The sequence below is a fragment of the Rhodococcus sp. 4CII genome (genome assembly GCF_014256275.1).
Lineage (GTDB): Bacteria > Actinomycetota > Actinomycetes > Mycobacteriales > Mycobacteriaceae > Rhodococcus_F > Rhodococcus_F wratislaviensis_A.
In genome coordinates, this window is sequence record NZ_JACCFE010000002.1 from 5,845,864 (window position 1) to 5,869,946 (window position 24,083).

Here is a 24,083-nt window from a genome sequence, read left to right on the forward strand (position 1 = left end):
GCCGACGAAGGGGTGTCCGCCGACACCACGGACACCGAGCCACCACCGGCCTCGACGGCCGGGTTGGATCTGCACCTCGAGCGGCCTACCGGCCGAGTCCGCGACAGCGTGATGGACGCTCTACGTGACGCCATCCGTTCGGGCCGGTTGCCGCCGGGCACTCGACTGCCGTCGAGCCGCGCGTTCGCCGCGGACCTGGGCATCGCGCGGAACACGGTAGCGCGGGCGTACTCGGAACTCGTCGAGGAAGGTTGGCTGACCTCGCAACACGGCTCGGGTACCACCGTGTCCCGCCGCGCCGCTCGAGCCCTTCCGGCCGACGGGTTTCGCGTGCGGAGGCCGCCGGCGCGCCGCCCCGACCACGACCTTCGACCGGGCAGGCCCGACCTGTCCTCGTTCCCGCGCGGGCAGTGGAGTCGCGCCGTCGACCAGGCGCTCCGCACGGTCCCGTTCGAGGCGTTCGGTTATGCGGACCCGCACGGCCGTCCCGAACTGCGCCTGGCGCTTGCCGAGTACCTCGCGCGTGCTCGCGGGGTCGTGTGCAGGCCCGACAACATCGTGGTCTGCTGCGGTGCCGCCGAGGGGCTCACCCTGTTGGCCCGCGCGCTGGCCGGTGCGGGGGTGGTCTCCCTGGCGGTCGAGTCCTATGGGTTGCCGGCGCACCGCGACGCGCTGCGCACAGCCGGGTTGCGCTGTCCACCGCTGGACGTCGACGCCGGTGGCGCCGACGTCGCCGCGCTCGACGAGCTGCACGAGGTGGGCGGTGTGCTGCTCACGCCGTCACACCAGTTCCCCATCGGCGTACCGCTGCGCCCCGACCGGCGCGCGGCTGTCGTCGACTGGGCACGCAGAACCGGCGGCGTGATCATCGAGGACGACTACGACGGAGAATTCCGCTACGACCGCAGCCCTGTCGGCGCGCTTCAGGGTGTCGACCCCGAGCGGGTGGTGTACGTGGGCACCGCGAGCAAGTCCCTTGCCCCGGGTCTGCGGCTCGGCTGGCTGGTCCTTCCGGACCGGCTCGTCGAGACGGTGGCCCGCGAGAAGGGCGAGACCGAGACCACGTGCGGCTTCGTCGACCAGCTGGCGATGGCCGAGTTCATCCGAACCGGCGCTTACGACAGGCACATTCGCGCGATGCGCGCGCAGTACCGCCGCCGGCGGGAGCAACTCGTCGACGCGGTCGGCCGGTCGTCCCCTGCCACTCGCGTGACCGGCCTGCCTGCAGGCCTGCACGTCCTGCTGCACCTGGCCGGCGGCAGCGAGAGTGCCGCCGCTCGAGAACCGGGGTGGCGGAATCTTGCTGTCGAGGGCCTCGCCCTCTACCGCCATCCCGACGTCGACGTCGACGTCGACCGTGACGGTCTGGTCGTCGGCTTCGCCGCGCCGGCGCAGAGCGCATGGCCTGCAGCCGTGGAGGCATTGGCCCGGCAACTTCGGTGAGTGGCCCCCGGATTCGGTGGGGAAGTGGCCCATGCGAAGGCTCGCCACGGTACTAGCCTCAGATCATGCTGAATGCCGGAAACGTCGAGGTCACCGACCATCTGCGCCATACCGGCGCGCGTCGGCACCAGAGCTGAGCGCCGCGACTCCACGTCGCGCAATCGAAACGAAACGAAACGAAGTGAGGTTTTTCATGCAAGCGGTCCTCGCGTCCGACCACGATTCCGGTGTCAATGGACTGTCGGTGGCGGACGTTCCGTACCCTCATGCGGCCGAGAACGACGTCATCGTCCGCGTGCACGCCGCGAGCTTCACGCCCGGTGAGCTCGACTGGCCCGGCACCTGGTCCGACCGTGCGGGACGCGACCGGGCACCATCCATTCCCGGTCACGAAGTCTCCGGAATCGTCGCTGAATTAGGTTATGGAACAACCGGTTTGACAATCGGCCAGCGCGTGTTCGGGGTCACCGACTGGACTCGCAACGGTACACTCGCCGAGTACGTCGCGGTCGAGGCCCGAAACCTGGCGCCGCTGTCGGGCGGCGTCGACCACGCCGTGGCTGCCGCCCTGCCGATCTCCGGGCTCACCGCGTGGCAGGCGCTGTTCGATCACGCGCGACTCGCCGCAGGGCAGACCGTACTGATCCACGGTGCGGCCGGCGCGGTCGGTTCGATGGCCGTGCAACTGGCGCTCGAGGCGGGCGCCCGGGTCATCGGCACCGGTCGTGCCCGGCACGGTGACACCGTTCTCGGTCTCGGCGCGCACGCCTTCGTCGATCTGGATCGTCACCGGCTCGAAGACCTCGACGAGGTCGACGTGGTACTCGATGTCCTCGGCGGCGAAACACTGGACCGTTCAGCAAAACTGGTGCGCTCCGGTGGTGTCCTCGTTACCATCGCGGAGCCCCTTCGGGTGATTCCCGAGCAGGGGCGGGCGATATTCTTCGTCGTCGAACCGGATCGTGAGTGCCTGGTCCGCATCGAGCGCCGGATCCGTGACGGTCGCCTGCGTCCGCCAGCGGTCAGCGTGCGGCCTCTCGCTGACGCTGTCGGTGCCTTCGATTCCCGGCACCGTGCGGGCAAGCCGGTCATCGTCATGCCGAGTTACCGGCCCGATGATGCAACGTCATTGCCGGACATCGGACAACCCCAGTGACAGCTCTCGACGGCCGACGCGTCCCATTCGACAGCACCGACCCCAACTCCACAGGACGCGTAGCCGTCATCGTCCTGTTCTCGGCGGTCGTCGCCATGCTCCTTCTCATGGCACCTGCCGCGGCAAGCCAACTGCAACTGCAGCTCGCACTGAGTCCCTCGCAGACGGGTGATCTGTTCGCTGCCGAGCTCGGTGCGATGAGTATCGCGTCGATTCCTGCACTGTGGTGGATCAAGAAGTACAACCTGCGCACGATGTCGACGATCTTCGGGACGATCTTCATCGTCGGTAATATCTGTTCGGCCTACATCGGCGAATACGGGACTCTGGTCGCGGTCCGATTCCTCACGTCCCTCGCGGGCGGATCGCTGATGGTCCTGTGCATGGCGCTCGCAGCCCAGACCAGGGACCGCAACCGTGTCTACGGCCTGTGGCTGATGGGGCAACTCTGCTTCGGTGCGATCGGGCTGGCCGTACTCCCGAAGTTCTTCGACACCTTCGGGATCGGCATCGTGTACTGGGTTCTCGCCATTCTCATGATAGTCGTCCTCCCGCTCGTCCGGTTCCTGCCGCAACGCAACATCTTCGCGGGCCGCCCCGCGGACGAAGACGCGGTCCCCACAGCGAACTACGCCCTCCGCGCGACCCTGGGCCTGATCGCGCTGCTCGCCTTCTACGTCAGCCTCAGCGGCATCTGGACGTTCCTCGGGAGCATCGCGGGCGCATCGATGATCGACAACGACACCTCGAGCTCGATCCTGTCGATCGCCACCGTGTTCGGCATCGCAGGCTCGGTCGGGGCGACCGTTCTGGGTGCACGGCCGAACACCCGGATCAATCTCCTCGTCGGTTACCTCGCGATGACCCTGTCGGTCGCTCTGCTGGCGGGAACGCCCGGAGTCCTCCGATTCACCGCGGCCGCGTTGCTCTTCAAGTTCACCTGGACGTTCATCCTTCCGTATCTCATGTCCACCCTCTCCGGGCTGGATCGGTCCGGTCAGCTGGTCAACCTGGCGAACCTCGCCATCGGCGGCGGATTCGCACTCGGCCCGCTGATGGGTGGGCGCCTCGTCGAAAGCGCTGGAGGTTGCGGGACGCTCGTCGCGGTGAGCGTCGCAGGGCTTCTCCTGTCCCTGGTACTGATCCTCGTCGCACAACCCCGCCGCACCGCTGTCCCGAGCTCTCCTGTCGCGGTATCTCACCTGGCCGAGTAGTCCGAGGGGCGGACGGAGCCTGCGAGTACGCTGGCGCGGTCGAGAAGGAGAGGTGTTGTGCCCATGAGTGAGCCGTATGCAGTCGTCGGAGCGACGGGTGGTCAGGGAGGCGCGGTCGTCGACGCGTTGCTCGAACGAGGACGTGAGGTCCGAGCACTCGTCCGCCGAAGCTCTTCTCGTACAGAGGCGTTGCGCCTGCGAGGCGTCGACATCGCCGTCGCCGACATCACCGACCGGGCGGCGGTCGCGTCTGCAGTCGACGGGTGTGCGGGCGTGTTCGCCATGACAACGCCCTTCGAAGACGGCCCGGAGGCGGAGATCGCTCAGGGTGCCGCCCTCGTCGACGCGTTCGTTGAATCCGGTGTTCCCCACGTGGTGTTCTCTTCGGTGGCCGACGCGGACAAGAGCACCGGGGTCCCGCATTTCGACACGAAGGCCGCGACCGAGGCGTTGCTGCGAGAATCGTCGGTCTCGTACACGATCGTCGGTCCGACGTACTTCTACGACAACCTGCTCGGCGGCCTCGACGGCATCCGCCGAGGCCGACTCGATCTGCCTCTGCCCGTCGATACCCCGTTGCAGCAGTTGTCGCGCCGAGACCTCGGTCGGTTCGTTGCCCTCGTGTTCGACGATCCGGACCGATTCGCCGGGACGAGAATCGACCTGGCATCGGATGATCCGACGCCGCGTCGAATGGCCGAGGTGCTCGGTGAGGTGCTGGGCACACAGGTTCATGCCCATTCGTCCGACGCGGACGCCATCGCATCGCCGGACATGCGCGCGATGTTCCGCTTCCTCACCGACACGGGTTACGACGCGAACATCGGAGAACTGCGCCGGCTCTACCCCGAGGTGGGCTGGCAGAGCTTCGCCGATTGGGCGGCCGAGTTGGCGTGAGGTCTGCGGAGAGCGCGAGCGGTATTCGATATCTGTAACGGTCGCCACGATTATGTAATATGGTCGTGGGAGCCCGGTACTCGAACACCAGCAGTGAGGACGGTCAGGGGCGTGCAGGCCAACACCAGAGCCATCGAGAAAGACATCGTCACCGATTTCAGCGAGCGGATGAGCTACGGCTCGTACCTCGACCTCGACACGCTGCTGAGCGCGCAGAAACCGGTGAGCCGTCCGGAGCACCACGACGAACTGCTGTTCATCATCCAGCACCAGACCACCGAACTCTGGCTGAAGCTCGTGCTGCACGAAACCCTCGCGGCCCGAGCGGCTTTCGACGCCGACGACATCGGCAGGGCGCTCAAGTGTGTGGCGCGGGTCAAGCACATCCAGAAGACGCTGACCGAGCAGTGGTCGGTGCTGGCCACACTGACCCCCACCGAGTACTCCGAGTTCCGGCAGTTCCTCGGCAACTCGTCCGGGTTCCAGTCCTATCAGTACCGCGCGGTGGAGTTCGTGCTCGGCAACAAGAACACCGGGATGCTGAAGGTGTTCGAGGCCGATCCTGCCGCCCACGAACTGCTCGACCGGCTCCTCGGCGAGCCGAGTCTGTACGACGCGTTCTGGCAGTGCCTGGCGCGGCTCGGATACGACGTGCCGGAATCCGCGCTGAACCGCGACGTGACCGCGGCCTACAGCATGAACGACGACCTGATGCCGCTGATCAAGTTCGTGTACGAGAACTCCGAGGAACACTGGGCCGTCTACGAGGCGTTCGAGGAGTTCGTCGACCTCGAGGAGAACTTCCAGTTGTGGCGTTTCCGCCACATGCGCACTGTGCTCCGGACCATCGGCATGAAGCCGGGGACGGGCGGATCCAGTGGCGTGGGATTCCTGCAGAAGGCCCTCGAACTGACGTTCTTTCCCGAACTTCTCGCCATCCGCACCGAGATCGGACGATGATGCCCGCTTCCACCGACGTACTTGCAACCCGGGCCGAACAACTCGACGCGGCCGACCCGCTCCGCGCGTATCGCGCACTGTTCATCGGTGCCGACGATCCCGCGGTCGTGGCGTACCTCGACGGGAACTCGCTCGGGCGGCCCACCAAGGCGAGCGCCGAGCGGATCCACGACTTCGTCACTCGGTCATGGGGTGGCCGGCTCATCCGCGGGTGGGACGAGGAGTGGTACGACCTGCCGATCACGATCGGCGACACACTCGCGCGGGTGGCGCTCGGCGCGGCCCCCGGTCAGACCACCATCGGCGACTCGACGACGGTCCTGCTGTACAAACTCGCGCGGGGCGGGCTCGCGTTGCGGCCGGACCGCACCGAGATCGTCGTCGACCGCGACAACTTTCCGACGGACCGCTACGTGCTCGAGGCCATCGCCGGAGAACTCGGGCTCACCCTCCGGTGGATCGAGTCGGACACCCGGGGCGGCGTCACCGTCGACGAACTGACGTCCGTGGTCTCCGACCGCACCGCACTCGTCGTTCTCAGTCACGTCGCGTACCGCTCGGGATACCTGGTGGACGCCGCCGCGGCCGCCCGAGTGGTGCACGAGGCGGGCGCGCTCCTGCTGCTCGACCTCTGCCATTCCGTCGGCTCGGTTCCCCTGGAACTCGACGCGTGGGGTGTCGACCTGGCGGTCGGGTGCACGTACAAGTACTTGAACGGCGGACCCGGCTCACCGGCGTTCGCGTACGTCCGGGCCGACCATCAGCAGGACTTCGTGCAGCCGATCTGGGGCTGGATGGGCCGCGACAATCCGTTCGCGATGGAGCAGGGCTACCGTCCGGCGCCCGGCATCCGGCGCGTGATCAGCGGAACGCCGTCCGTGCTCGGCATGATTGCGCTGCAGGACACCCTCGCCCTTCTCGACGAGGTCGGGACGGACGCCGTGCGGGCCAAGTCGATCGCGCTCACCGAATACGCACTCGACCTCGTCCGCGAGTTGCTGGTCCCACTGGGAGTGGAGATCGGCTCGCCCGGCAATGCTGCGGAACGCGGCGGTCACGTCATCGTCGACCACCCGCGGTTCGAGGCCGTCGTCGAGCGACTGTGGACGAAGGGCGTCATCCCCGATTTCCGGGCCCCGCAGGGTCTGCGCCTCGGACTGAGCCCGCTGAGCACGAGTTTCGGCGAGGTGTGCGCCGGGATACTCGCGATCCGTGATGAACTCGCCGACTGAGCCGGCGAGCGCGATCCTCGACGACTTCGATTCGCGTCCCGGCAGCGCGACGTCGCTGATCCGCACCGTCCTCGGCGCGTACGTGCGCGACCTCGGCGGATGGGTGGCCATCGCCGATTTCGTGGAACTGATGCAGGTCGTCGGCATCCCGCCCGAATCGACGCGCATCGCGGTGACCCGCCTCAAGAAGAAGGGCGTGCTGCGGCCGCTGACCCGCGACGGGCGGAGCGGGTACGAGGTGACCGAGCAGGCCGAGGCGATGTTCACCCGCGGCGATCCGCGGATCTTCGGCTTCCGTCAGATGGCGGACACCGACCCCTGGCGGCTGATCTCGTTCACCATCCCCGAATCCCAGCGGGCCGCACGGCACCAGTTGCGTAGGCGGCTCGGCTGGATCGGGTGCGGCACCGTGTCGCCGGGCCTGTGGATCGCACCCGAACATCTCGCCGGTGAGGTCGGGGACATCGTCGACGCGCTGGGCCTGTCCGGATACGTGACCACGTTCGTGTCCACGTCGGTGTTCGTGCCCGATTCGACGGCGGACGCGGCGGCCCGGTGGTGGGACCTGGGCGGCATCGCCGCGCGACACCGCGACTTCCTCGACCACCACCGCGTCGCTCTCGCCGCCGCGGAGGAGGTGTCGCCGCGCGACGCATTCGTCCGCTTCGTGCCGCTACTCGACGAATGGCGCATCATCCCGTACGTCGACCCGGGCCTGCCCGCCGGTATGCTGCCCGCGAATTGGCCTGGCGCCGACAGTGTTCGCCTGTTCGCGTCGGCGCGGGACCGCTACCTCGCCGAGAGCCGCGACTGGGTGCGAAACCTGCAGTCGCGGCTCCCGGCCTGAGGGGCGTCAGCCCAGGAATTCCTCGCCGATGTTCTTCGCCCACTCCTCGGCCTGATCCTTCGGGCGGATCGAGCTGGACCCGTCGTGCCGGCCGTGTTCGCCGACCTGCACCGCGCCGAGGGAGATCAGCTTCTCCGCGAGGATCTCGCCGCCGCGGTTGTACGTCTCCTCGTACACCTTGTCGCCCAGGCCGAACAGCGCGAACTGCATTCCCGTGAGGTCGGGTTCGTCCTCCTCGAGCCCCTCGAAGAACGGTTCCGCGCCGGTGGGCAGCTCGCCCTCGCCGTAGGTGGAGCACACGATGACGTGGAAGTTCTCGGGGTCGAGGTCGCCCGCATCGAACTCCATCATGTCGTACAGGGACGTGTCGCCGTAGTCGCCGAGCACGTCGGCGATGTTGTCGGCCACCAGTTCGGAGGTCCCGCCCTCGCTGCCGTACAGAATCACCACTGCCATTGTTCTTGCTCCTCGTGAGTAGCTGCCGACGTGGTCAGTACACGTCGCGCAGGTAGCGCTTGTCCTTCTTGAGCCTGGTCACGTAGTCGGCGGCCTGCTCGGTGGAAAGGGTGCCATGGGTGGCGATCACCTCGTGCAGCGCCCGGTCGACGTCCTTCGCCATCCGGGTCGCGTCGCCGCAAACGTAGAAGTGGCCGCCGTCCTCGAGCCAGGCGAACAACTCGGCGCCGTTCTCGATCATCCGGTTCTGCACATAGATCTTCTCCGCCTGGTCGCGGGAGAAGGCGAGGTCGAGGCGGGTGAGCAGACCGCTGTCGGTCATGGCGCCGATCTCCTCCTCGTAGATGTAGTCCGACGCGCGGTGCTGGTCGCCGAAGAACAGCCAGTTGCGTCCCGACGCGCCCCGCGCCTGACGCTCCTGCAGGAACGCGCGGAACGGGGCGATGCCGGTGCCCGGGCCGACCATGATCATGGGTGCGTCGTCGTTCGCGGGGACCCGGAACGACTTGTTCTTCGACACGAAGATTCCGCCGTTGCCGCCCTCGGCGATCCGGTCGGCGAGGAAGGTGGAGCACACGCCGCCGCGGTCGCGGCCTGCCGAGCTGTGCCGGACGCTCGCGACGGTGAGGTGCACACTGCCGGGGTTGGCGAGCGGGCTCGACGAGATGGAATACGCCCGGTGCTGCAGCGGCTTGAGCAGCCCGACGAACTCGTCCGCGGTCAGCGTGACCGACGGGTCGAGGAGCAGCAGGTCGAGCACGTCCTTGCCCCACAACCAGGCGTCGAGCGCTTCCTTGTCGCCGTGCCGCAGCACGTGACTCAGCTCGTCGTCGCCCGCCCGCTTCTCGATCTCGTCGATCAATTCGTGGCTGGGCGTGGAGATCTCGTACGCGTGCAGCAGCAGGTCGCTGAACGGCCGCTCCTTGCCGGTGACGGCGGCGTCCGCCGGGATGCCCAGCCGGTCGACGAGGGCGTCGACGAGGGCGGGATCGTTGATCGGCATCACGCCGAGCGCGTCACCGGCCTCGTACTCGAGACCGCTGTCGGCGAGCGCGAATTCGTAGTGGCGGATCTCCTTCGCGGACGTCTCGCTCGACAGCCGCCGGTTCACGGACAGCGTGGAACTGTAGGGGTTCTTGCGGTTCCACTGCGAGCGCGTGCGGGCGGGCTTCGTCTCAGGGGCGGCGACATCGGCGACCGCGGACTCGCCGCGAATGCCCTCCACGGCCGCGAACAACGGCAGCGTGTCGGCGACCCACGCGGCGGCGGTGTCCTCGTAGTCGACGTCGCAGTCGACGCGCGGCGTGACCCGGGGGGCACCGAGCTGCTCGAGCCTTGTGTCGATCATCTTGCCGGCCTGGCAGTACCCGTCGTACCCGGTGTCGCCGAGGGCGAGCACCGCGAAGTCGGTGGATTCGAGTCGCGGTGCGGTCTCCGCGGCCAGCGCTTGCCAGAACAGTTCGGCGTTGTCCGGCATCTCGCCCTCACCGTAGGTGGACGTGATGACGAGGACGCGCTGCATGGCGGCGAGAGCGTCCATGTCGACGTCGTCGAGGGCGCTCACGACCGGCGCGAAGCCGTGCGAACGTGCCGCGACCGCAGCGTCTTCCGCGATGCCCTCGGCGTTCCCGGTCTGGCTGCCGTACAGCACGTGTATGGCGGGCAATTGCCCGCCGGTCGCGGCGGACGCGTCGGAGCCACCGACGACCAGACGTGAGCTCATTCCGGCGAGAAAGCCGGTGAGCCAGACACGCTGGTCCTCGCTGAAGGGGGCGTCCTGCGGGATGTAGGGCAATTTCATGAGGCCACCACGTCTTTCGTGGGGATGTCTCTCGCGGGGATCAGATCGGGGAGGGCGTGCTGCGCGAACAGCTCCTCGAAACCGGGCAGCCGGCCGATCTTCGCGACGTTCTTCGCATCCTGGTGCAGGATCCAGCCGTACGTGCCGGGGGCGTCGATGGACCGCACGTTGCGGCGGCGCAACGCATCCTTGTAGTCGGCGAGACGCTTGGCCGCCACCATCACGGCGAGGTCTTCGTCGCTGTAGTCCTTCAACGCTTCCCGTGCGTACCGCTGCAACCGCTGAATGAGGAAGAAGTCCTCGGTGAGCAGCAGGTTGCGGACGGCCTTGTCGACCGCCGGATCGGACAGATCGGTGACACCCGGCAGCTTCGACAGCGCCATCTCCTGCGCCGCGTTCAGCACTGTGTAGTTGTTCAGCAGCGCGAACATGGCCTCGGTGTCGGTCTCGCCGTAGCCGGGCACGGCGCCGTCCTGGACCGCGCGGCCGTCCCGGTAGTCCAGCTTGAACTTCCGAACCTGGTGCGCGACCAGTGCGGCGGCGAGCTCGTCGGCCAGGTCCTTGCGGGGCTTGGCCTTCAGGATCTCGCCGCTGTCCTGGTACTGCAGCAGCGCGCGCGGCATGCCGTACACGAAGTGGTGCTGTTCGGTCTCCCAGTTCTCGAGCAACCAGGCGGCCTTCGCGGAGCCGGTGGCCTCGAGGTGCCACCCGAGCAGCACGTGCACGGCCTGACGGTGCAGCGCCGCGTGCTCGTCGTCGCCGGTGATGGAACCGAGCAGGATCGAGTCCGCGCTGGCCTTGCCGGGCAGCTTGTTCTCGGGGTCGTACTGGTAGACGAAGCCGCCGCTCATGCCGTTGCCGACGCCCTTGCCGAAGCCGCCGAGGTTGAGGACGGCACCGTTGGTCATGTACTCGCAGGCGAAGTCGCCGACACCCTCGACCACGGCAGTGGCACCCGAATTGCGCACGGCGAAGCGGTCACCTGCCTGGCCCTCGACGAACGTGCGCCCACCGGTGGCGCCGAACAGCGCGAAGTTGCCGATCAGCACGTTGCCGCCGTGGCGGTCGGAGCCGCCACCGGGCGAACGCACGACGATGCTGCCGCCGTTGGCGCCCTTGCCTACGCCGTCGTTCGCGGTACCGGTGTGGACGAGGGTCATGCCGTCGTTGCAGAATGCGCCGTACGACAGGCCCGCGGACCCGGACGTGGTGATCCGGACGCTGCCCTCGCGCAGATAGCCGCGGCCACGCTCGTCGCGGAGCACGGCCGGCAGCGCGGCGTCGGTGAGTTCGTGATTGAGCATCCGCTCGATGTCGACCGCCAACTGGGCGCCGACACTCTTGTTGCGGTTGCTCAGGTGCACCCCGTCGCCGAGCTCGACCGTGGCCTCGCCCTGCTCGACCAGCGCGGCGCGCAACTGCACCAGCCAGCCGTCGTCGAGGGTGTAGTCCTTCTCCAGGTACACCGGATCGCCGATCGTGACTTCCTCGACCACGGCCAGCATCGCGCGCAGGTCGAGCTGACCGACGCTGGACGGGTGGTCGAGCAGCTGCAGCAGATCCGACCGTCCCCGGGCCTCACGCAGCGACGACATGCCCAGCTCGGCCAGCACCTCGCGGGTCTCGTGCGCGATGTTCAGCAGGTATTGCGCCATCGCCCGCGGATCACCGTCGAACAGTTCGGGATTGGTGGTCAGCCCGGCCGGGCACTTGACGTTGCAGTTCTTGGCCATGACGCACTTGAGCATCATCAGCGCGGTGGTGCCGAACTCGAAGCTGTCGGCGCCGAGCAGCGCCGACTTCACCACGTCGCTCGCCGTCTGGTGCGCACCGGAGCACCGGAGCAGCACCTTCTGCCGCAACCCGTTGGCGCACAACGCCTGATGGACCTCGGCGACGCCGATCTCCGCCGACCGTCCGGCGTACTTGAGGCTCGTCACCGCGGCGGCACCGGTGCCGCCGGTGTTGCCGGCGACGTTGATGACGTCGGCGCCGGCCTTCGCGACACCCACCGCGATCGTGCCGATGCCCTCCGAGGACACGAGCTTGACGATGACGCGGACCCGCGCGGCCTTGCAGTCGTGGATCAGCTGCGCGAGGTCCTCGATCGAATACGTGTCGTGATGCGGTGGGGGAGAGACCAGTTCGACGCCGGGCGTGCCACCGCGCGCGGCCGCGATCTCGACGGTCACCTTGGGTGCGGGCAGCTGCCCGCCCTCGCCGGGCTTGGCGCCCTGCGCGATCTTGATCTCGAGTTCCTCGAGCATCGGGTCGGCCAGGTACCCGGCCCACACACCGAAACGACCCGACGCGAACTGCTTGATCCGCGAACCGCGGATGGTGCCGTAGCGGGAGATGTGCTCGCCGCCCTCACCGCTGTTCGACATGCCGCCGACCATGTTGGTGCCGTGCGCGACCGCCTCGTGCGCGTTGGAGTTCAGCGCACCGTGGCTCATGGCTCCGGACGTGAGGAACGGGGTGATCTCGCTGGCCTTCTGGACCTTCGCCAGCGGGACACTCGGCGGGGCGGTGCGCAGCAGCGACAGGCACCGCAGCGCCTCACCGGACGTGCGCACCAGCAGTGCGTCGCCGTCCACGCGGTGCTCGCGGAGGTCGTCGCCGAACCGCATCACCAGCGACTCGCCGAGTGCCGCCAGCACACGAGCCTCGCCCGCGTGGGGGCCGGTGAGCCGGAGCCGGAACTCGTCGTCGCCGACCGGTTCGGACGCGAGTCCGCGCACCGCGAAGCTGTTGTTGCCCTTGCGGGAGAAGCGGCCCATCTGCTTGCGGAACTCCGCGGCCGTCGTGAGGAACGTGACGTCGGCGGGCAGATCCAGCACGTCCCGCAGCGCTGCGGGACGACGGGTGCGCTCGTCGGCCATGGTCCGCGCGAACGCCCGGTAGCCGGGGGTGATCTCGAAACGGTCGATCGCGTCGTGCGTCAGCTTCTGGAAGCCGGCGTTGCGGTAGGCGTCGTCGTCGAGCCCGAACGCGTCCTCGAGCCGGTTCAGCGGAAGCAGTCGCAGCGACTCGGTGTGGTCCTGGGTGCCCGCCGTGTCGAATGCGATGGGCTCCTCGGTGAGGTCGACGAAGCCGCGCACGGCCGCCGTGCCGTACGAGTGACCGGCGCCCTCGGCGCGCTCCTTGAACAGGCCGAGCAGCGGGATGTCCTTCTCGCCCGACACCGTGACGGCACGGGCGTGCCAGTCCGCGACGGCCTGGGCGATCACCGCGAAGCCGACACCGCCGACCGGGGTCTGGACGTTCGGGAACCAGCGGCGCAGGATCGGGTCGTCTGTGTCGAGGTAGTTGGGCTCGAAGAACTCGCCGCCGATGTAGCTCTCGGCGGTGCACAGGCCGACCCGGCCCATCGTCTTCATCAGCGACTTCTCGGCGGCCTTCGCGAACCGCTTGAACGCCACGTCGGCCTCGTCGGCGAACTTCTCCTCGGCGCGCAGTCGGACGGCGAGCGGGTACACCGCGGCGGCGCCGAATCCGAGGGCGGCGGCCACGTGGTGGGACGACGAGATCTGACCGCTCTCCGCGACGACCGACACCCGCAGGCGCAGGCCCTCCTCGATGAGCCGCTGGTTGAGCGCCGAGATCACCACGATCATCGGCAGCGCGGCCTTGTCGGTGGACACGTGCCGGTCGGTGACGACGGCGATGCCGCCGTGCTCCCGCGCGAACGCCTCCACGTCATCACACAGGGCGGACACCGCGGCCTCGAGCGCGGCGGCGTTGGCGGCCGCGTCGCCCTGGACGGGGGTGTACAGCATCGAGAACCGCTCGACGGGCGTCTCGGTCTGCTTGCGGATCCGCAGCGCCTCGGCGTGGGTGAGGATCGGCGACGGCACCACGATCTGCGGGGCCGGGCGGGCACCGCTGTTCGGCTTGGCGCCGAGCGCCACCCGCAGCGTCATGCCGTCGGCCTCCCGGATGCTGTCCAGGGACGGGTTGGTGACCTGCGCGAACCGCTGAGAGAAGTACTTGGCGACGCCGCCTTCCTGATCGGAGAGCGCGTTGATGGCGTTGCCGTAGCCCATCGCGGAGATCTTCTCCTGACCCGATGCGAGCATCGGGTCCATCATGAACTTGAAGCTCTCCTGGTTGTGCGAGTACGCGACGAAGCGCTGGTGGCGGTCGAGATCGCCCTTGTAGCGCAGCGGGCCGGGCTCGGGCTGGACCTCCGGCAGGGCGTCCAGGGTGCGGCGCGCGTCGGCGACCAGCGTGACGTAGTCGGTGCGGGACGCGAGCAGTTCGAGCGCCTCGTCGGTGGAGTACGCGCGGCCCTCGCGGTGGTCGAAGTACAGCATGCCGCCGGCCTCGATGCGGCCGCGGTGCAGGACGGTGGCGGGGTCGAAGTCGATCTGACCGGCCTCGGACGTGACGCACAGGTACTCGTCCGTCTCCACCGAGCGCAGCGGACGCAGACCGAGTCGGTCGAGCCGGGCGCCGACGACGGTGCCGTCACCGAAGATCAGCGCGGCCGGCCCGTCGTTCTTCTCCTCGTACAGCGAGAAGTACTCGAGCATCGCCCGCACCTCGGGTGACAGGGTGGAATCGTTCTCCCACGCCGGCGGCATCATCGACACCACAGCGGTCACCAGGTCGAGACCGTCCTCCACGACACGGCTCTGCAGTGTCTGGTCGAGGCGACAGCTGTCGGACTGGCCGTGTGGACGGACGATCTCACGGTTGCGGGCACGGGCCAGCGCGGCCTCCGACAGCCGGTTCTTCTTGTCGGTGTTGAGCTCACCGTTGTGCGCCATCAGACGGAACGGCTGCGCCATCGTCGGATGCGGGTCGGTGTTGGTGGAGAACCGGGTGTGGAAGTACAGGGTGTGGACGGCGTGCGCCGGGTCGACGAGGTCCTGGAAGTAGGGCATCACCTCGTTCGAGTTGAGGCGGCCCTTGAGCACCTGCGTGCGCGCGCTGAGCGACAGCGGGTACAACCCGGCCAGATCCGGCTGGGTGTACGCGACGGCCTCGATCGCGAGCAGGGCGTCGTGGATGCGGCGGTCGAACTCGGCCTCGTCGGCGCCCGCGTCGGGCGCAGTGAACACCCACTGCCGGATCGGCAGCTGGTGCCGGATCGCGGCGGGCCGCAGCACGGTCGCGTCGACGGGCACGTCACGTTCGAGGAGCACCTGGAACCCCTGGTCGGCGAGTGCCCGCTCGATGACCGCCTCCGCGTCGCCATGGAACGCCACGTCGGTGGGGAGGAAGAAGTTGCCGACACCGAAGCTCCCGGCCTCCAGGTCGTCCTGCCCCGTCAGGGCGCGGAAGAACGGCACCGACAGGTCGACGCACACGCCGGCGCCGTCGCCGACGCCCTCCGCGGACATGCCACCGCGGTGAGGAACGGCACACAGGGCCTCGTGGCCCCGGAGGAGGACGTCATGGGTCTGAATGCCGTCCTTGCGGGTGATGAAGCCCACGCCGCAGCTGCTCTTGTCGAGCGTCCTGTCGTACAGGCCGGACTCGGTGGCACTCGTGTTCAACCGACTGTCTCCTCGCGATACTCGCCGAATAGGGTTCCGTGCTGGGCGCACGGGTGGCGTCGGCGAGAGGATCACGGCAGAGAACCGGCCCCGTACCGATGCGCCGGTGAGGCAGACGTCGTTGTCTGAAATGCGGACTTTGGCATGTCCACGCGAAACCGCAGATTAGCGGAGGCTAAGTCTTTACTGCAAGCTGCTCGATCCGTGGCCGACGAGCGGTACCAAATCCGCGCCGAGCGTGCAGGCGGAACGTGCAGTCGCGAACATCACACCTGGCCAGGCCGGTAAACGTGCATGACCCGGTCGCCCGCCGAACGATCGTTCGGACTGACCGGTCCGTAGCTGCGCGGCGGCTGGTCGGATGCGGACACTCTCGCGTGTGCGGGTGACGATCCCGTGGGCGTCTGTTGGGGGTGTGGTCTCAGTCGGTGAGATCGATCCGGACCGTCAGGAGGTCGGTGCCGACGGCCTGAACGGCGAGACTGTTCATCCGCGGCAGCTGCGCCAGCCGCGCGCGGGCATCGTCGTCGGGCAGTAACGTTGCCGTGCCTGCGTGCCATCTGCCGTGGATCCGCAGGCGAACGGCACTGTTCGCACGAATGTTGCGGATGTAGTTCGACCGCTCACCGAACTCGGACACCAGAAAGAACTCGGTGCCCGTGCGCCGGCCCCCGATCGGGGTGAGGCGGGGCTGCCCGCTCACGCGTCCGGTGGTTTCGAGGAGGGTTTGGCTCGACAATCTGGAGGTGAGCGGGTTGGCGACGTGCCGCTGGAATTGGGTGACGATCCGATGTTTGATCGCGTCGAAGTCCGGCATGACGACAGCCTCCCACGTGCGGAAGGCTGCCGTCGCGCATTCGCTACGCCGCGGCGACGGTCTCGTCGTCGTCGACGAACGGGTCGCCGGTCCGCTCCGCGTTGTAGCGGGTCTCGTCGAGGATGCCTTCCCGCTTCGCGACGAGGGTCGGGACGAGCGCCTGGCCGGTGACGTTCACCGCGGTGCGGCCCATGTCCACGATCGGTTCGACCGCGAGCAGCAGGCCCACGCCGGCGAGCGGGAGTCCCAGCGTCGACAGCGTGAGCGTCAGCATGACCGTGGCGCCGGTGGTTCCCGCGGTGGCCGCGGACCCGATGACCGAGACGACGATGATCAGGAGGTAGTCGGTGAACGACAAAGGCACACCGTAGAACTCGGCGACGAAGATGGCTGCGATCGCCGGGTAGACGGCAGCACATCCGTCCATCTTGGTGGTCGACCCGAGCGGCACCGCGAACGACGCGTACTCGCGGGGGACACCCAGATTGCGTTCGGTGACCCGCTCGGTGAGGGGCAGCGTGCCGATCGACGACCGGGACACGAATCCGAGCTGTGTCGCCGGCCAGACGCCGGAGTAGAAGGCGCGCACCGACAGTCCGTGCGCGCGGATCAGCACGGGGTAGACGACGAGGAACACGATGGCCAGGCCGATGTACACGGCGGCGGTGAACCAGCCGAGCGAACCGATGGCGTCCCACCCGTAGGTGGCGACGGCGTTCGCGATCAGTGCGGCGGTGCCGATCGGTGCGAGGCGGATGATCCACCACAGCACCTTCTGCACGATGGCCAGCAGCGACGCGTTGAACTGCAGGAACGGTTCGGCCTTGGCCCCGACCTTCAGCGCGGCGATGCCGATCGCGGCCGCGACGACGAGCAACTGCAGCACGTTGAAACTCAGCGACGTGCTGGCTGCGCCTTCGGTGAGGGTGGTCTTCGCGTTCAGGCCGAGGAAGTTGCTGGGCACCAGGCCGGTGACGAACGCCCACCACGAACCGGTGGTGGAAGGTTCCTTCCCCGCGCCGGTGACAGTCGTGTGCGAGCCCGGTTGCGTGACGAGTCCGATCACGATCCCGATGACGACGGCGATGAACGCGGTGATCGCGAACCACAGCAGCGTCTGGACGGCGAGGCGCGCGGCATTGGCCACCTCACGCAGATTGGCGATCGAGCTGACGATGGCCGTGAACACCAGCGGGATCACCGCGACGGTCAGCAGTTTCACGTAACTCGAGCCGACGGTGTGGACGGTGCCGACGAGCCAGTTCTCGTTGCCGTCGGCGGCGACGGGCATCGCGCGGGCGACGAGTCCGAGAACGACGCCGACGACGAGTCCGGTGACGATCTGGGGGCCGAACGCTGTGGCCCACTGGGGAAGTCGGCGCCGGGAGGTGGTCTCGGCGCGCGTGGGCAGCGCGGTATCGGGCATGGGTGTGCCTTTCGCATGGGGCCGTGGACGTCGCCCGGTGGGGCGGATACGGCGACAGAGAGTCCTGAGTGAAAAGGTGCGTCAGCGCGAGCGCGGACAGATGGCGCTCGCCTGGAGGCGGAGGTCGACGTAACGTCGAGAGGTCAGGAACAACACTGCGGGAACAATACTCCCGGTGGTGGCAGCCTGATTACTGCGGTGCCGCCTCGTCCGGATACCAGCGCCGGTAGACGTCGGGGTGGGCGCGGGTGCGGCTCTTCCACGCGTTCTCGCCGTACGTGCGGTACAGCGGATTCGCCGGATCGAGTTCGATGCCACGGGCGCGGGCGGCCAGGTGCGGCGGCAACTCGATGGTCGGAACTGTGGCGTCGAGTGCGGGATTGAGGAAGTACGGCAGCGACAGTCGCTCGGGCGCGCCCGCGGGGGTGAGCACCCGGTGCCGGGTGGCTCGCAGGTATCCGCCGGTGGCGACCTCGAGCAGTTCGCCGATGTTCACCACGAACGAGCCTGCCCGGGCGGGCGCGTCGATCCAGTCGCCGTCCTCGGTCTCCACCTGCAGTCCCGACGACCCCGGTTCGAGGAGCAGCATCGTCAGCACGCCCGAGTCCTTGTGGGCGCCCACTCCTTGTTCCCCGGTGTGGTCTGCGCTCGGCCGTTCCGGATAGCGGACGACCTTGATGAGCGTGGCGGGGGCGTGCGCGAAGGCGTCGTCGAACGTGGCCGGGTCTGCGTCGAGCGATGCGGCCCAGTGCCGGAGCAGTCGCATCCCGACGTCGGCGAGGGCGGCGTCGAGGGCCTCGATCGTCTTCTCGAGGTCGGGCAGGTCGGCGGGCCACTGATTGGGACCCTGCAGCCGCAGGTAGTCGGCGGCGCCGGGGATCGGCTGCCGTTCGGGACCGATATCGATCTGTTCGCGCCAGTCGGTCTCGCCGTTGGTGAGTTCACCGCCCACGCGGTTGTAGCCGCGGAAGTGCGGGCTGTTGAGCATCGCGATCGACTGTTTGGAGTCCTCGGACAGTGCGAAGAACTCCCGCGCGACCGTGAACACGCGGTCGAGCAGGTCCCGGTCGACGCCGTGCCCGTCGAGGTAGAAGAAGCCCACGTGATGGGTGATCTCCCGCAGCCGTTCCCGCCCGGCCGGTGTGTCCAGTTCGGCGAGATCGATGACGGGGAGCATTCCTCCACCGTATCCCCGGGTGGACGCGGTGTCAGGTGTCGCGGCGGCGCTCGAGCAGGACGCTGTCGTGCCAGACGCCGTCGATCTGCGCGAGCCGCTCCCGGACCCCGACGGTCCGGTAGCCGACCGCGTGGTGCAGCGCGATGGACCCGGTGTTCACGGGGTGCCACGATTCGAGGGCGAATGTACCCCTGGGTGCGCCTGGGGCGCCGAACGGTACATTCGCCCGCCGGCCTCGCTACGGCCGCAGCCGGATCCACGTGGTCTTGAGCCCGGTGTACTTGTCCATCGCGTGCAGCGACAGGTCGCGGCCGAACCCGGACTGTTTGAACCCGCCGAACGGGGTCTGCGCGCTGATGGCGTCGACGGTGTTGACCGACACGGTCCCGACCCGCAGTGCGGAGGAGACGCGGTGCGCCCGGTTCAGGTTCTCGGTCCACACCGAGGCGGCCAGACCGTAGATGCTGTCGTTACCCATGCGGATCGCCTCCGCCTCGTCGGTGAACGTCTGGACGGTGAGGACCGGCCCGAACACCTCCTGCGTCACCACCTCGGCGGTCGGTGCGACGTCGGTGAAGATCGTCGGTTCGACGAAGCACCCCCGGCCGCCGACGGTGGTCCGGTTGCCGCCCAGCAACACCCGGCCCTCCGAATGGGCCCGGTCGATGAACCCGGCGACGCTGCGAGCGTGGTTCTCGTCGACGATCGCGCCCAGCGTCGACGCGGGATCGAGTGGATTGCCGGGGCGGATCGACGACGCCCGGCGGACGAGGGCGTCGATCACCTGTTCGGCGACCGACGCGTCCACCAGCAACCGGGAATTCGCCGAGCACACCGCGCCCTGGTTGTAGAACGCGCCGAACACCGCCTTCTCCACCGCCTCGTCGAGATCGGCGTCCGCGAAGACCAGGTTGGGGCTCTTGCCTCCGCATTCGAGCCAGACCTGTTTCAGATTCGAGTCCGCCGCGTATCGGAGGAACCGCTTCCCGGTCGCGGTCGAGCCGGTGAAGGCGACGACGTCGACACCGGGATGCAGACCCAGCGCCGCCCCGGCGGTGGCGCCCGATCCCGGGACGACGGCCAGGACGCCGTCGGGCAGCCCCGCCTCGGCCGCCAGTTCGGCCAGTCGCAGCACCGACAGCGGCGCCTGCTCGGCGGGCTTGAGAACGACACTGTTGCCCGCGGCCAGGGCCGGCGCCAGCTTCCACACCGCGAGGTCGAGCGGGAAGTTCCACGGGACCACTGCCCCGACGACGCCGAGCGGTTCGCGGGAGACCAGCGCGAGACTCCCGGGATCGGTGGGCGCGATCTCCCCGCCGACCTTGTCGAGGGCCTCCGCATAGAACCTGAAAAGCTCGGCGGCCGAGGGGACGTCGACGGTCAGCGCCTCCACGACCAGCTTGCCCATGTCGAGGGAGTCGAGCAGGGCGAGCTCGTGGCGGTGTTCGAGGATCAGCTCGGCGAGCCGGAGCAGAACCCGTTTGCGGTGCGACGCCGGGCTGCGCGACCAGATTCCCGAGTCGAACGCCTCCCGCGCCGACCGGACCGCCACGTCGACGTCGGCGGCGCCCGCGGCGGACACCCGCGCGAGTAGTTCGCCGGTCGCCGGATTGATCGAATCGAACGTCTCGTCCGATTTCGCGGGACGGAACGCCCCGCCGATGAACAGTTCGCGGCGCGGCGTGATCGTCGCGGCGAGCGCTGTCCAGTCGTCGAGTGTGGTCGGATCAGGCATCGTCATCCTCGTGCTCGAAAGTGGTGGTCAGGGAACGTAGATGGCGAACTGCTTGAGCAGCGGTTCGTCGACGCGGTACTCCCCGCGCCAGCCCCTGGTCAGGGTGAATGCGTCGCCGGGGCCGAAGGTGTGCGAGGTGCCGTCGTCCGCGGTGAGCGTCACCGACCCTTCCAGCACACGGGTGTATTCGTCGCCGGGATAGGACTCGATGTACTCGCGATACGGCTGCGCGCGCCACGAGCCGACAGTGAACTTGTCGTCCCCGCTGCTCAGGTGGACCATCTCGTGTTCGTGCGGATCGCCCGCTCGCAGCGTCTCCGCGGTGACGTACGCGCTGGGCGTCATCGCCGCGACGTTCTCGGCGCCGGTGGGGATCGGGTGTACTGCGGTCATGGTTGGTCTCCTCAGTTCTGTGCGTTGACGAGCGGGGGGACGGACAGTGTGTGGACAGGTTCGATGGACAGCCCGGTGACTTCCCTGCGGAACGCGACCGGACCCGGGGCCGGCGGTTCCTCCAGTTCCTCGGCGTACCGGTGCCCGGACCAGACCGCGGCCGCGATGGTGGACGGCGCCCAGGCGTCGCCGATGCCGCGGACGCTGCGCAGGTCGGCGCCGGCCCATTCGGGTTCCCGCGACTGCAGTTCGTGGAACAGCGCATCGTGCGGGAGCCGGGCGGTGACGAGGACGACGCTGTCCGCGTCGACGAACTGCTCGTCGCCGGTGAACGCGCACACGGTGCGCACGCCCTGGGCGGTGACCTCGGTGACGGCGCGATTGACCTGAACGTGTACCCCGGCGTTGATGATTCGCTTACGGATGCGGACCACTTCCATGGTGTTCGTCGTCCACTGCGACACGTGCGCGGCGGGAGTGATCAGGGTGACGTCGAATCCCTCCTTCGCCAGGAGTTCGGCGACGACCGCCCCGAGGTAGTAGTGGTCGTCGTCGAAGAGCACCACCTTGTTGCCCGCCGGTCGTAGCCCCGCCATCACGTCGTCCGGTGTCAGGACGTCGGCGTGCGCGTCGACGGGAACGGCGTGGGTGTGCCACCGGCCGACACCGTCGCGGCGCCAACTGGAACCGGTGGCGACGACCACGTGGTGGAAGTCGTTGTCGATGACGTCGTCGGCGGTCATCTCACTCTCCATGAACACGTCGACGTCGGCGAGCTTGCGGAGTTGCTGCTCGCGGTAGTCGACCACGCGGATCCATGCGGACAACCCCGGCAGCTTCGACTCCCGGGTCACCCGGCCACCGAGTTGCCTGCTCGCCTCGGCGAGGCTCACGGTGTAGCCGCGTTGCCCGAGGGCGCGTGCGGCCTCGAGTCCGGCGGGACCCGCGCCGACCACGAGCACGTTCGACTCGCTCGACCGGACCTTGATCCGCTCCGGGTGCCACCCGCGACGGAACTCCTCACCCATCGTCGGATTCTGGGTGCAGCGGATCGGCGACATCGTGAAGTCACCGGACACGCAGATGTTGCAGCCGATGCATTCCCGGATGTCCTCGAGATTCCCTTCCTCGATCTTGCGCGGCAGGAACGGGTCGGCGATCGACGGGCGGGCCGCCCCGATGAAGTCGAGGATGCCGCCCTTGACCTGGTGCAGCATCGTGTCGGGCGAGGTGAAGCGGCCGACACCGACGACGGGTTTGGTGGTGAGCTGCTTCAGTCCCCGAACGTACGGTTCCTGCTCCGCCTCCGGTCCGAACCGCGAGGTGACGGAGTCGTCCTCCCAGCTGCCGAGCACGAAGTCCCACAGGTCCGGGGTCTCGCCGAGCAGACCGATCACGTCCTCGATCTCGCTGCGGGTGATTCCCTCGTCGCCGAGGAGTTCGTCGACGGAGATGCGGCACGCGACCGCGGCCTTGCCGTCCGCGACCTCGCGTGAATCCTCGAGGATCTCGCGGAGCAGGCGCACGCGGTTGGTCAGGCTGCCGCCGTACTCGTCCGTCCGGTTGTTGTAGCGACGGGACAGAAAGTGGTGCAGGCCGCCGATCGCGTGCCCGGCGTACACGTAGACGATGTCGTATTCGGCTTTCAGCGACCGGCGCACCGCTTCCTTGTGCCAATGCCGGAGGTCGGCGATGTCCGACTTGGTCATCGCCCTGGCCTGGACGGGGTCGTAGTTCCAGGAGACGACCGGCAGATTCTGCGGGCCGAGCGGGGTCTCGCGGCTGATCAGGTTGGGGCTGTTCAGGCCGTTGTGGGCGAGTTCGATGCCGGCGAGGGAGCCGCCCTCGTGGATCTTCTCGGAGATTCTGGTGAGGGCCGGCAGGTCCTGGTCGTCCCACAGGCGCAGTTCGATGAACGGGCCGATGTCCGAGGTGGGGTGGATCTCGACCTGCTCGGTGCAGACGACCGCCCAGCCGCCCTCGGCCTTGACTCGCCGCATGTAGGCCTCGCCGGAGGGGTCGCGGTAGCCCATGCCGTTGCAGTGGGGGACTTGGAAGAACCGGTTGCGGGCGGTGACCGGTCCGATCTTGACCGGTTCGAAAAGGATGTCGTATCGCGGATCACGCACGGTGGGTTCCTGACTGGAGACGGAGAGTGGGCTCGCTGTGGCGGCCTGCGCACTCGGCTGGCTGGCCGTGCCACTGTCGCCGAGACGACGATTCTTTGAGATCTTTCTCAAATAATTACCGATCCAGTGGGGAAAGTCCAGGCTCAGTCGGCGAAATACCGCCCCGATCGCTACTTGTTTATTGATGAAGTTCATCAATAATGGTTGTCATGGCACGTCCGAAGCGGCAGGGAGTCCGGCGCAGTGAGATGGTCTCGGCGGCCACCACCGCGATCACCAAGCGCGGCATGACCGGGCTGCGCATCAAGGACGTCGCGGAGGAGGCGGGCCTGTCGGCGGGTCTGGTCAGCTACTACTACCCGTCACTCGACGATCTGCTCGTCGAAGTGCACGAGCACGCAGTCGACAGGTTCTACCGGCGCAGGCACGACGCGGTGCAGGACCTCGTCGATCCGGTCGAGCGGCTGCGCACGACGGTGCGCCTGGGCATTCCCGACGCCGCCGACGATCCGTTGTGCACGGTCCTCTACGAGCTGCATCTTCACGCGAGCCGCAACGCGACGCACTCCGCACTGCTGTCGACGCTGTTCGATCTGGAGGTGTCGCTGTACAGCACCGTGCTCGAGATCGGCCGGTCCCAGGGCGTGTTCGCGCCGTCGATGCCCACCGAGGAGATCGCCCGCACCGCAGTGAGCCTCGAGGACGCCTACGGCCTCCACATCATCGCGCGGAACCGGCGCGTCGAGCCGTGGACCGCACGTAACAGCGTCCTTCGCTACCTCGAAGCCGTGCTGTCGTGTTCCATCGCCGAGTTCGCCGCGGACTAGAGCGGCACGCCGCGTGGCGAGGATTCGCGCGAGCCGTGGCATCTGCAGAACTGATGCACTACCCCGGAT

The 24,083-nt window shown here is 68.1% G+C and carries 18 protein-coding genes; 8 read left to right on the forward strand and 10 right to left on the reverse strand.

Annotated elements, in window-relative coordinates; all coding sequences use genetic code 11:
* The first annotated feature begins 12 nt into the window (after window positions 1-12).
* The 7 genes from H0B43_RS27820 (at window position 13) to H0B43_RS27850 (ending at window position 7,749) form a co-directional block, all read left to right on the forward strand.
* On the forward strand, window positions 13-1,443 hold the full coding sequence (locus H0B43_RS27820; RefSeq protein ID WP_397517506.1) for a PLP-dependent aminotransferase family protein: 1,431 nt from the start codon (window positions 13-15) through the stop codon (window positions 1,441-1,443).
* 193 nt (window positions 1,444-1,636) lie between these two features.
* The gene (locus H0B43_RS27825; RefSeq protein WP_185724979.1) at window positions 1,637-2,599 is read left to right on the forward strand and encodes an NADP-dependent oxidoreductase; all 963 of its coding nucleotides are present in this window, start codon (window positions 1,637-1,639) and stop codon (window positions 2,597-2,599) included.
* The gene (locus tag H0B43_RS27830; protein WP_185724978.1) at window positions 2,596-3,813 is read left to right on the forward strand and encodes an MFS transporter; all 1,218 of its coding nucleotides are present in this window, start codon (window positions 2,596-2,598) and stop codon (window positions 3,811-3,813) included. The genes H0B43_RS27825 and H0B43_RS27830 overlap by 4 nt, the downstream gene beginning before the upstream one ends.
* 57 nt (window positions 3,814-3,870) lie before the next feature.
* A complete protein-coding gene (locus H0B43_RS27835) occupies window positions 3,871-4,710 on the forward strand; it encodes an NmrA/HSCARG family protein (RefSeq protein WP_397517442.1) in 840 nt (279 codons plus the stop codon).
* 111 nt (window positions 4,711-4,821) lie between these two features.
* Window positions 4,822-5,670: a tryptophan 2,3-dioxygenase family protein gene (locus H0B43_RS27840; protein WP_312033658.1), complete on the forward strand. Its 849-nt coding sequence runs from the start codon at window positions 4,822-4,824 to the stop codon at window positions 5,668-5,670.
* Window positions 5,667-6,902, forward strand: coding sequence for a kynureninase (locus H0B43_RS27845; protein WP_185724975.1), 1,236 nt, complete (start codon window positions 5,667-5,669; stop codon window positions 6,900-6,902). Before H0B43_RS27840 ends, H0B43_RS27845 begins: the two co-directional genes overlap by 4 nt.
* The gene (locus H0B43_RS27850; RefSeq protein ID WP_185724974.1) at window positions 6,886-7,749 is read left to right on the forward strand and encodes a PaaX family transcriptional regulator C-terminal domain-containing protein; all 864 of its coding nucleotides are present in this window, start codon (window positions 6,886-6,888) and stop codon (window positions 7,747-7,749) included. Before H0B43_RS27845 ends, H0B43_RS27850 begins: the two co-directional genes overlap by 17 nt.
* A 6-nt stretch (window positions 7,750-7,755) precedes the next feature.
* Here H0B43_RS27850 and H0B43_RS27855 read toward each other — a convergent pair whose 3' ends face one another.
* The 10 genes from H0B43_RS27855 to H0B43_RS27900 all read right to left on the reverse strand — a co-directional run bounded on the left by H0B43_RS27855 (window position 7,756) and on the right by H0B43_RS27900 (window position 23,187).
* Window positions 7,756-8,205, reverse strand: coding sequence for a flavodoxin domain-containing protein (locus H0B43_RS27855; protein WP_185724973.1), 450 nt, complete (start codon window positions 8,203-8,205; stop codon window positions 7,756-7,758).
* Window positions 8,206-8,239: 34 nt separating this feature from the next.
* The gene (locus H0B43_RS27860; protein WP_185724972.1) at window positions 8,240-10,006 is read right to left on the reverse strand and encodes a sulfite reductase subunit alpha; all 1,767 of its coding nucleotides are present in this window, start codon (window positions 10,004-10,006) and stop codon (window positions 8,240-8,242) included.
* Window positions 10,003-15,510 carry a glutamate synthase-related protein gene (locus H0B43_RS27865; protein ID WP_185724971.1) on the reverse strand — a complete coding sequence of 1,836 codons (5,508 nt, stop codon included), beginning with the start codon at window positions 15,508-15,510 and terminating at the stop codon, window positions 10,003-10,005. The genes H0B43_RS27860 and H0B43_RS27865 overlap by 4 nt, the downstream gene beginning before the upstream one ends.
* Before the next feature lie 421 nt (window positions 15,511-15,931).
* Window positions 15,932-16,327, reverse strand: a complete 396-nt coding sequence (locus H0B43_RS27870; RefSeq protein ID WP_185724970.1) for a nitroreductase/quinone reductase family protein — start codon at window positions 16,325-16,327, stop codon at window positions 15,932-15,934.
* A 43-nt stretch (window positions 16,328-16,370) separates the two neighbouring features.
* Window positions 16,371-17,753, reverse strand: a complete 1,383-nt coding sequence (locus H0B43_RS27875; protein WP_185724969.1) for a dicarboxylate/amino acid:cation symporter — start codon at window positions 17,751-17,753, stop codon at window positions 16,371-16,373.
* A 190-nt stretch (window positions 17,754-17,943) separates the two neighbouring features.
* Window positions 17,944-18,930, reverse strand: coding sequence for an isopenicillin N synthase family oxygenase (locus H0B43_RS27880; RefSeq protein WP_185724968.1), 987 nt, complete (start codon window positions 18,928-18,930; stop codon window positions 17,944-17,946).
* Between the two features lie 31 nt (window positions 18,931-18,961).
* The gene (locus H0B43_RS42590) at window positions 18,962-19,090 is read right to left on the reverse strand and encodes a GNAT family N-acetyltransferase (RefSeq protein WP_282555428.1); all 129 of its coding nucleotides are present in this window, start codon (window positions 19,088-19,090) and stop codon (window positions 18,962-18,964) included.
* Between the two features lie 78 nt (window positions 19,091-19,168).
* Window positions 19,169-20,665: an aldehyde dehydrogenase gene (locus tag H0B43_RS27890; RefSeq protein WP_185724967.1), complete on the reverse strand. Its 1,497-nt coding sequence runs from the start codon at window positions 20,663-20,665 to the stop codon at window positions 19,169-19,171.
* A gap of 27 nt (window positions 20,666-20,692) precedes the next feature.
* Entirely contained in the window at window positions 20,693-21,058 is a 366-nt protein-coding gene (locus tag H0B43_RS27895) for a cupin domain-containing protein (protein WP_185724966.1), read from the reverse strand.
* Window positions 21,059-21,069: 11 nt separating this feature from the next.
* Window positions 21,070-23,187, reverse strand: coding sequence for an FAD-dependent oxidoreductase (locus H0B43_RS27900; protein ID WP_185724965.1), 2,118 nt, complete (start codon window positions 23,185-23,187; stop codon window positions 21,070-21,072).
* Between the two features lie 209 nt (window positions 23,188-23,396).
* Here H0B43_RS27900 and H0B43_RS27905 point away from each other — a divergent pair, with 209 nt between their 5' ends.
* Window positions 23,397-24,014 (forward strand): TetR/AcrR family transcriptional regulator, encoded by a 618-nt coding sequence (locus tag H0B43_RS27905; protein WP_252189691.1) that lies wholly within the window; start codon window positions 23,397-23,399, stop codon window positions 24,012-24,014.
* The last annotated feature ends 69 nt before the right edge of the window (window positions 24,015-24,083 follow it).

Excerpts from the sequence above, each read along its gene's own strand:
- H0B43_RS27855 (WP_185724973.1), bottom strand. The coding sequence starts at position 8,205 with ATGGCAGTGGTGATTCTGTACGGCAGCGAGGGCGGGACCTCCGAACTG.
- H0B43_RS27905 (WP_252189691.1), top strand. The coding sequence starts at position 23,397 with ATGGCACGTCCGAAGCGGCAGGGAGTCCGGCGCAGTGAGATGGTCTCG.
- H0B43_RS27890 (WP_185724967.1), bottom strand. The coding sequence starts at position 20,665 with ATGCCTGATCCGACCACACTCGACGACTGGACAGCGCTCGCCGCGACG.
- H0B43_RS27860 (WP_185724972.1), bottom strand. The coding sequence starts at position 10,006 with ATGAAATTGCCCTACATCCCGCAGGACGCCCCCTTCAGCGAGGACCAG.
- H0B43_RS27850 (WP_185724974.1), top strand. The coding sequence starts at position 6,886 with ATGAACTCGCCGACTGAGCCGGCGAGCGCGATCCTCGACGACTTCGAT.
- H0B43_RS27895 (WP_185724966.1), bottom strand. The coding sequence starts at position 21,058 with ATGACCGCAGTACACCCGATCCCCACCGGCGCCGAGAACGTCGCGGCG.
- H0B43_RS27875 (WP_185724969.1), bottom strand. The coding sequence starts at position 17,753 with ATGCCCGATACCGCGCTGCCCACGCGCGCCGAGACCACCTCCCGGCGC.
- H0B43_RS27870 (WP_185724970.1), bottom strand. The coding sequence starts at position 16,327 with ATGCCGGACTTCGACGCGATCAAACATCGGATCGTCACCCAATTCCAG.
- H0B43_RS27825 (WP_185724979.1), top strand. The coding sequence starts at position 1,637 with ATGCAAGCGGTCCTCGCGTCCGACCACGATTCCGGTGTCAATGGACTG.
- H0B43_RS27845 (WP_185724975.1), top strand. The coding sequence starts at position 5,667 with ATGATGCCCGCTTCCACCGACGTACTTGCAACCCGGGCCGAACAACTC.
- H0B43_RS27880 (WP_185724968.1), bottom strand. The coding sequence starts at position 18,930 with ATGCTCCCCGTCATCGATCTCGCCGAACTGGACACACCGGCCGGGCGG.